Origin of the sequence: Burkholderia sp. KCJ3K979 (assembly GCF_016759955.1) — a bacterium.
Taxonomy (GTDB): Bacteria; Pseudomonadota; Gammaproteobacteria; order Burkholderiales; family Burkholderiaceae; genus Burkholderia; species Burkholderia orbicola.
Genome location: NZ_JACFYV010000277.1, coordinates 1 through 7,773, shown reverse-complemented (window position 1 = coordinate 7,773; position 7,773 = coordinate 1). Strand labels below are relative to the sequence as shown.

Annotated in this window: 7 protein-coding genes and 1 pseudogene; 2 read left to right on the top strand and 6 right to left on the bottom strand. The window is 65.9% G+C overall.

The window, feature by feature from the left end; genetic code table 11:
* Positions 1–1,713 precede the first annotated feature (1,713 nt).
* Complete coding sequence (locus tag H3O04_RS32275; protein WP_053525914.1) at positions 1,714–2,271, bottom strand: DapH/DapD/GlmU-related protein; 558 nt, start codon at positions 2,269–2,271, stop codon at positions 1,714–1,716.
* 392 nt (positions 2,272–2,663) lie between these two features.
* Here H3O04_RS32275 and H3O04_RS32270 point away from each other — a divergent pair, with 392 nt between their 5' ends.
* Positions 2,664–3,278: a glutathione S-transferase family protein gene (locus H3O04_RS32270; protein WP_202589229.1), complete on the top strand. Its 615-nt coding sequence runs from the start codon at positions 2,664–2,666 to the stop codon at positions 3,276–3,278.
* 32 nt (positions 3,279–3,310) lie between these two features.
* Here the strand turns inward: H3O04_RS32270 and H3O04_RS32265 are convergent, their stop codons facing one another.
* A complete protein-coding gene (locus tag H3O04_RS32265) occupies positions 3,311–4,279 on the bottom strand; it encodes an ion channel (protein ID WP_202589228.1) in 969 nt (322 codons plus the stop codon).
* Positions 4,280–4,443: 164 nt separating this feature from the next.
* On the bottom strand, positions 4,444–5,463 hold the full coding sequence (locus tag H3O04_RS32260) for a sulfate ABC transporter substrate-binding protein (protein WP_011546350.1): 1,020 nt from the start codon (positions 5,461–5,463) through the stop codon (positions 4,444–4,446).
* Between the two features lie 452 nt (positions 5,464–5,915).
* Here H3O04_RS32260 and dapA point away from each other — a divergent pair, with 452 nt between their 5' ends.
* Complete coding sequence (dapA, locus tag H3O04_RS32255) at positions 5,916–6,809, top strand: 4-hydroxy-tetrahydrodipicolinate synthase (RefSeq protein ID WP_054928110.1); 894 nt, start codon at positions 5,916–5,918, stop codon at positions 6,807–6,809.
* Between the two features lie 21 nt (positions 6,810–6,830).
* On the opposite strand, the gene H3O04_RS32250 is transcribed toward dapA, so the two are convergent.
* The 3 genes and pseudogenes from H3O04_RS32250 to H3O04_RS32240 all read right to left on the bottom strand — a co-directional run.
* Complete coding sequence (locus tag H3O04_RS32250; protein WP_027811667.1) at positions 6,831–7,211, bottom strand: type II toxin-antitoxin system VapC family toxin; 381 nt, start codon at positions 7,209–7,211, stop codon at positions 6,831–6,833.
* Positions 7,211–7,450 carry a type II toxin-antitoxin system Phd/YefM family antitoxin gene (locus H3O04_RS32245; RefSeq protein ID WP_077179876.1) on the bottom strand — a complete coding sequence of 80 codons (240 nt, stop codon included), beginning with the start codon at positions 7,448–7,450 and terminating at the stop codon, positions 7,211–7,213. Before H3O04_RS32245 ends, H3O04_RS32250 begins: the two co-directional genes overlap by 1 nt.
* A 93-nt stretch (positions 7,451–7,543) precedes the next feature.
* A pseudogene (locus H3O04_RS32240) lies at positions 7,544–7,773 on the bottom strand (LysR family transcriptional regulator); the annotation flags it as partial.

Genomic DNA, 7,773 nt, shown 5'->3' with positions numbered 1-7,773 from the left:
GCGACAAGGGTTTCGGGGCATCGGGCCGTCGCCCTCACCGTTGGAATGCACAGCATTCGGATTGGCTGGCGACGTCGGATGTCCACAATGCCGCGCCCCTCCGTCGATCGGCTCGCGCGCTCACCGTTCGATTGCACAGCGTTTCGAGTGGCGTCGGGGCCGGGATATCCACATCAGGAATCGGCATGCGGGGCGCTCACCGTTGAAATTCACAGATTGGCGAGTGAATTTCGGCGGCGGATATCCACATCGGAAACCGCGCGTTTCGTCGGTCCTCCGCCTGCGCTCACCGTTCGAATACACAGGGGCGAGAGTGAGTTTGCCGGCTGGACATCTCGCCTGAACACGCTGGTCGAGCGATTGCCGGCTCGCTCTCACCGTTGAAATACACAGGGCTTCGACTGGCTGGCGGGGTAGTTGTCCACGTGCGGAACTGCGTTGCCTCCCGGCCATACGCGCACTCTCACCGTTGAAAACCACAGCGCTTCGAGTGCTTGAGCAGGCCGGATATCCACATGGACGTGCGTTCTCCGATCGATAGCTGACGCACGTTTCGAAGCGTACCGCCAAGGGGCAATCCATACCGGAAGCGGCTCGTCATGCGGTCGGGCACGGATGCTCACCGTCGAAATACACAGTGCCTCGAGTCGTTTCGACGGACGGATATCCACATGAGCGAACGCGCTCGATCGATAAGAGAAGCACGCTTCGAAGGCTACCGACGAGTGGCAATCCATACCGGAAGCGGCTCGTCAACCGATCGGGTGCGGATGCTCACCGTCGAAATACACAGTGCCGCGAGTCGTTTCGACGGATGGATATCCACATGAGCGAACGCGCTCGATCGATAAGAGAAGCACGCTTCGAAGGCTACCGACGAGTGGCAATCCATACCGGAAGCGGCTCGTCATGCGGTCGGGCACGGATGCTCACCGTCGAAATACACAGTGCCGCGGGTCGTTTCTGCCGACGGATATCCACACGGGCACGCGCGTCGTCGTTGCTCCCACCTTGCGCTCGGGTCGGACAGGAACAGCGCTCGTGCGGCATCGGCAGTCGAACGGCAGCATTCCGACGGCCCTCGCGCCGATCGCCGGCTCACGCTCACCATTGAATTGCACAGCGCGCCGAGTCGCTGGAGAACGCGGACAGGCACGTCGAAATCTGCATATTGCGAAGCACGCGCCGGCGCTCACCGTTAGAATGCACAGCCCTTCGATTGGGGGCCGGAGCCGGATGTCGACGTGTCGGGTCTGCAGATCGCGGTCATGCACGCTGCGCCATTCGGCTAGAATGCGCGGCGCTCCGAACCTCGGCAACGACCGGAAACCCGCGCCAATGCAGGCACACCGCCAGATCGGTCGCGACACTCACCGTTGACTTTCACAGCATTTCGCTTCGATTTGCCGCGAGTTGTCCACAACCCGCTTCATGTATCGCGCAGCGTCCGGTCACCCTCACCTGTGAAAACCACAGCGCGCCGAGTCGTTTCGGGCCGCAGATATCCACAACCGGCGCACGCCCGGATCTTCCTCTGCCGCTCGACGGACGACTCGGCGCGTGACAATCGGGAAAAGCTGGAAAGGCTTGTCGGGACGGCCTCGGCGGCACACTCACCGTTCAAATGCACAGCGTTTCGAGTGATCGTGGTGAGCGGTTGTCCACATCCCTCCGCCGATGCCTCATCGCATCGGCGCGCACACCCGGGCGACGTTATTCGGCAATCGACCGAATGATCTTCGCCGGATTGCCGCCGACCAGCGTATTCGGCGGGACGTCCCGGGTGACGACGGCCGCGGCTGCGACGACCGCGTTCTCGCCGATCGTCACGCCGCCGATGATCGTCGCGCCCGCGCCGATCCACACGTTCCGCTCGATCACGATCGGCTTCGCGATCACGCCGTCGCGCCGCCGCGAAGGCTCGACCGGATGACCGGACGTGATCAGGCTGACGTTCGGGCCGATCATCACGTCGTCGCCGATCTCGAGTCCGCCCAGGTCGTAGAACGTGCAGTTCTGGTTGACGAACACGTTGCGCCCGAGCTTCATGCCGGCGCCGCCCGTCGCATGGAATGGCGGGATCAGCATGAAGCCGTCGTCCACCTGCGAGCCGATCAGTTCACCGAACAATGCGCGTACGTCCGCCGCATCGTCGAACGTCAGGCGGTTGAGCCGCGCGGTGATCGCCATCGCCCGCTTGACCTCGGCCACCATGGCCGCCGATTCGGGCGTTCTGCGCGGAATGATCGTGGTGCGATCGTCGGTTGCCATGCGTGACTTGTCTCCGGTGAGTGCGACGGTGCGTGATGCGTCGGCGAGCGCGGCCGGGCGATTGCGTTACCGTATGCGTGGGTACTGGGCAATGAGCCGGGCGCAGTGTAGCAATGCTGGTTCGCGCCAAGGATTTCTCTGAATTTTCATAACTAGTTTTTCTATAACTAGTTATATTACGAAATTCAGTCACACAAGGCTCTGCGGGTCATCTCCCGCGATTCACCGCTGCCCCAGCGCATCGAATCAGGTGCGTGCAACCAAACCTGGTACCCCTAGCGGAGCGCCCTTGGCCGGGCGCCCCTAGCCGGGCGCCCCTGTCCCAACCTCCCGCGCTCGGGTACGCTTGAGCATCGACCGGATCGACAGCAGCACCCAAACGCGGAGGCGCGATGAAGCTCTACTACTGGCCGAAGACCCGGGCATTCCGGGCGCTGTGGATGCTCGAGGAAATCGGCGGGGTGTACGAACTCGTGCCGATCGACCTGCGCTCGCACGAACAGGGCAGCGACGCGTTCGTGCAGGTCAACCCGATGGCGAAGCTGCCCGCGCTCGACGACGGCAGCGCCCCGTTCGCCGAATCGGGCGCCGTGCTGCTCTATCTTGCCGACCGTTGCCCGGGCGCCGGGCTCGGCGTCGCGCCCGACGATCCGCTGCGCGGCCGCTTCCTTCAGTGGATGTTCTTCACGCCGACCTGCCTCGAACCAGCGATGGCCGAGAAATTCACCGGCGCGTCGGGCAACCCGGTCGCGTTCGGCTGGGGCAATATCACACGCGTGCAGCGCGCCCTCGCGCAAGCGCTCGCCCACAGCCGCTGGCTCGTCGGCGAACGCTTCACCGCGGCCGACCTGCTGCTCGCCAGCACGCTGAAGATCGCGTTCGATGCGCATCTGCTGCCGCACGAAGGCGTGCTCGGCGACTACGTCGCACGCGCCGAGGACCGCGACGCGTTCCGCCGCGCGGTCGCGATCGAACAGCGCGAAGCGGCGCGTCTGCTGCACGCATGACGCGCGACGGGGCGGCGCCCCGCCGCCCTTGATCACGCCTGCGCGGCCGGCCCCGGCGCCGACGCACCCGCGTCGATCACCACGCCCGGCGAACCGCGCTCGTCGGTATCGACGTCGATCGGCACGACTTCATGAAAATGCGTGTAATCGATGTGCGTGATGCCGTCCTCGTCGTGCATCAGGTCGACATAGCGGTGGCCCCAGCGGATCGCGTCATGCGCCCACTCATGACGCGCCTGCATGACCTGCGCGGTGGTCTCGTCCGAGCCCTCGATCGTGATCAGCAGCGACGCTTCGCGCGCGGCGAGCGACTCAGGCGTCTCGCCGAACAGCGCGCTCGACTCGTCGATCACGTGCATCAGGTTCCAGCCGAGCAGGAAGATCGGATGCTCGTTGCGCACGAGCGGCAGGTCGTGAATCTTGCGCAGCGAGTAGCCCTCGTGCGTGCCTTCGACGCGCATCAGCCGCAGTTTCGCCTGCGCCTCGGCAATCACGTTCTGGCGGGCATTCGCGGCGCGCACCATCAGCGTCATCCGGCCGTTGAGCGGCCGCACGATCGCGTAGCGCGCGAACAGGATTTTCGCCTGCGGCCGCGAAAACCGCGCGAACACGAGCCCCGTGGCCAATGCGATGCCCGACATCCCGACGAAGATCTCGAACGTCGCGACGAGGTGCGCATAGACCGTCTGCGGATGCATGTCGCCGTAGCCGACGGTCGCAAGCGTCTCGACGCTGAAGAAGAACGCGCCGCCGAAGCCGGCCGGCGACTGGTTCGCGATCGGCGCATGGCCGAGCAGGTAGAGCGTCGCGAAGCCGCCGTTGAGCAGCAGGAACAGCACCGCGAGCGACAGGAAGAACACGGGCCAGCTGACCGTCAGCGCGCGATGGTAGAAGTCGCGCCAGCCGAGCGGCGGCATCCCGTACGCGATCACCGGGCGGGTGCCCGACCAGATCTTGCGGCCATGGCCGCGGGAGGCTGGGGAGGACGAATCGACGTTCATCGCGCGGCGCCGGTTGCAGGGAGGCGATGAGCGTAGCACGCGCGGCGGCGGCCGGGAATGCGGGCCGGTTTGGAACGGCAACGCGCCGCGCAGGCGTAAAAAAGCCGGCCGCACGAGCGGCCGGCTGCGTCGTCATGCGAACCCGCGCGTCGCGCGCGCCGCGCTCACTTCCGGTCGACGATCACCTGGTCGAACGTACCGCCGTCGGCGAAATGGGTCTTCTGCGCGTTCGCCCAGCTGCCGAAGACCTGCTCGACGCTGAACGTCTTCAGCGCCTTGAACTCGGCCGCATGCTTCTTCAGCACGGCCGCATCGCGCGGGCGCAGATGGTGCTGCGCGATGATCTCCTGCGCTTCCGGCGTGTACAGGTAGTCGAGATACGCCTGCGCGACCTTGCGCGTGCCCTTCTTGTCGACCACCTTGTCGACGACGGCGACGGGCGGCTCCGCGAGGATGCTCGCCGACGGATACACGGCGTCGAACTGCGCGCCCGACGCGCCCGTGTCCATCAGCGCGACTTCGTTCTCGAACGTGACGAGCACGTCGCCGATGCCGCGCTGCGTGAACGTCGTCGTCGCGCCGCGGCCGCCCGAATCGAGCACCGGCACGTTGCGGAAGATCGCCTTCTCGAAGTCGAGGGCCTGCTGGTCGGTCGCGCCCTTCTGCTTCTGGAAGCCCCATGCGGCGAGATACGCATAGCGGCCGTTGCCCGACGTCTTCGGGTTCGCGATGATCACCTGGACGCCCGGCTTCGCGAGATCGCTCCAGTCCTTGATCGCCTTCGGGTTGCCCTTGCGCACGAGGAACACCATCGTCGTCGAGTACGGCGAGCTGTTGTCCGGGAAGCGCGCGCGCCAGTCCTTGGGCAGAAGCTGCCCGCGCTCGGCGAGCAGGTCGATGTCGTTCGGCTGGTTCATCGTCACGACGTCGGCCTGCAACCCCTGCAGCACCGACAGCGCCTGCGCGCTCGATGCACCGTGCGACTGCTTGATCGTGACCGTCTCGCCGGTCTTTTGCTTGTAGGCGGCGGCAAAGCTCGTGTTGATGTCCTTGTACAGCTCGCGCGTCACGTCGTACGACACGTTCAGGATCGACGTGTCCGCGTGCGCGGCCGTCGCCGCCACGACCAGCGCCGCCGCCGCACCCGTGTGCAGCCAGCGGCCGATCCCCTTGATGCTTGCCATCGTGATATGCCCCGTTTCCAGTGGTGGTGAATGTGCGTGACCGCACGCGTACGCGCTGTCATCGAAACGTAAGCGGGCATTCTAGCGGCCGGCCGCGGCGCGCCTTCCAATCAGTCGTGGAAAGCAAATCTCGAATTCTGCTAAACGGCGGCCGGGGGCTCGCGCGCGCCGCCGCCCCGGTGTTAAGATCGCCGCTCAGCCCACTCACGGTTCATCCATGTCCGCTACCCTGCGCTCGCCCTCGATCCTCGCCGCCGTCGCGGCAGGTGCGCGCGCGGCCGGGCTGAAACTGAAAAAACGACTCCTCGACTGACGGGGACGTCGCGTCCCGTCAGGCGAATGCCGGACGGGATGCCCGCAGGTCGTTTCTTTCTCCTTGCACGCACGCCTCGCTCCGGCACACCGCCGGCGGAACGGTTCCTTCTCACTCCGTTTCCACCATGAGGCTTTGCATGAACACACGTTTCGAAGGTATCTGGCTGCCGATCATCACGCCGTTTCATCATGGCGAGGTCGACCATGCAGCGCTCGCGCGGCTCGCACGCCACTATGTGGCCGCGGGCATCGCAGGCTTCGTCGCGGGGGCGACGACCGGTGAAGGCGTGCTGCTCGACGCGCGCGAACAGGACGCGGTGTTCGCGACGCTGCGCGATGCGGCGCCCGCGCTGCCGATCGTCGTCGGGCTGACCGCGAGCGCGACGCACTTCGCGGCCGCCCGCGCGCGCGAACTCGCGGCGCTGCGCCCCGACGGGCTGCTCGTCACGCCGCCCGTCTACGTACGGCCGACGCAGGACGGCATCCGCCGCCATGTCGAAGCGATCGTCGACGCGGCCGACCTGCCGGTGCTCGTCTATAACATCCCGTACCGCACCGGCGTGAACGTCGAACTGGACACGCTGCAGGCGCTCGCGTGCGACTCGCGCGTCGCCGGCATCAAGGAATGCGGCGGTACGCTCGACCGGATGAGCCGGCTCGTGCACGACACGCCGCTCGCGATCCTGTCCGGCGACGACAACCAGAATTTCGCGGCGATGTGCGCGGGGGCGCACGGCGCGATCGCGAGCAGCGCCCACGTGCTGCCCGAATGGCATGTGCGCATCCATGCGCTACTGCGCGACGGGCGGCTCGCCGATGCGCGGCGCCTGTCGGTCGCGCTGCAGCCGCTCGTCGCAGCGCTGTTCGCAGAACCCAACCCGGCGCCGGTGAAGGCCGTGCTCGCCGCGCAGGGGTGGTGCGAGGACGGGTTGCGGCTGCCGTTCGTGCCGGCGAGCGAGGGGTTGCGGGAGCGGTTGGACAAGCTCCGTGCGGAGCTCGAAGCGTCCGCGTCGGCGGCTGCTACAGCGTAGGGACTCGATCCCGAAACTGTTTCAGACCGTCAAGATTCTTGACGCACCATACTGCGCAAGGTGGCCGTCGGCGGTGATGAGCACCATCGGCTCGTACGAGGCCTGCGCGACCAGCAATCGGTCGAACGGGTCGCCGTGGTGATGGGGAAGATGACGAACGGCCGCACCGTGTGCGGCCCGAACGGGCAGTTCCCGGTATTGACTCATCTTGAGCTTGTCGACCAGCCGATCCACATCGACGTCCAGCTTCCCCTTGCTGGCTTTGATGGCCACTTCCCAGATACTCGCGCTGCTGATGAACACTTCGTCTGCGGAATCAATCAACCTGCGCGCGCGAACACTCAGCTTCGGATTATTCGCAACCATCCAGAGAAAGATATGCGTATCGAACAGCAGTCGCATTACTTGCCTTCGAACGCGTCCAACAAATCGTCGGGAAGCGGTGCATCGAAGTCGTCGGCTATCCATATCTCGCCCTCCATGGCCCCGTACGGATGAATCGGCCTGAGCGGCACGAGCCGGACCGCCTGCTTGCCGGCCTGCGTGATCACGACACGTTCGCCGGCAATCGCGGCATCGAGAAGCCGCTGCAGATCGAGCGTGGCTTCGGGAACAGTGGCAACTTGCATGATGAGCTCCATTGAGTGACCCACCATTGTTACGACATTCGCGTCATTGCTCCAATAGGCCGAACGTCCAGCCGCTCGGACACTGGCTGGTCGTCGCGTCCGGAATCACGCCGCAAGCGCTCCCTCCGTCGCCTCCCCCACCGCCTGCGTCACGATCCGCGCGAGCCGATCGACCGTCGGCGTCGCCGACGACGTGCGCCGCAGCAGGATCAGCGGCAGGCTCGGCAGCGCCGGCAGCCCGCACGACGCCGCATCGAGCACGCGCACCGACGCGGGCAGCCCGTAATGCGAGCGCACCGTCAGCCCGAGACCGGCCGCCGCGGCCGCCCATAAGC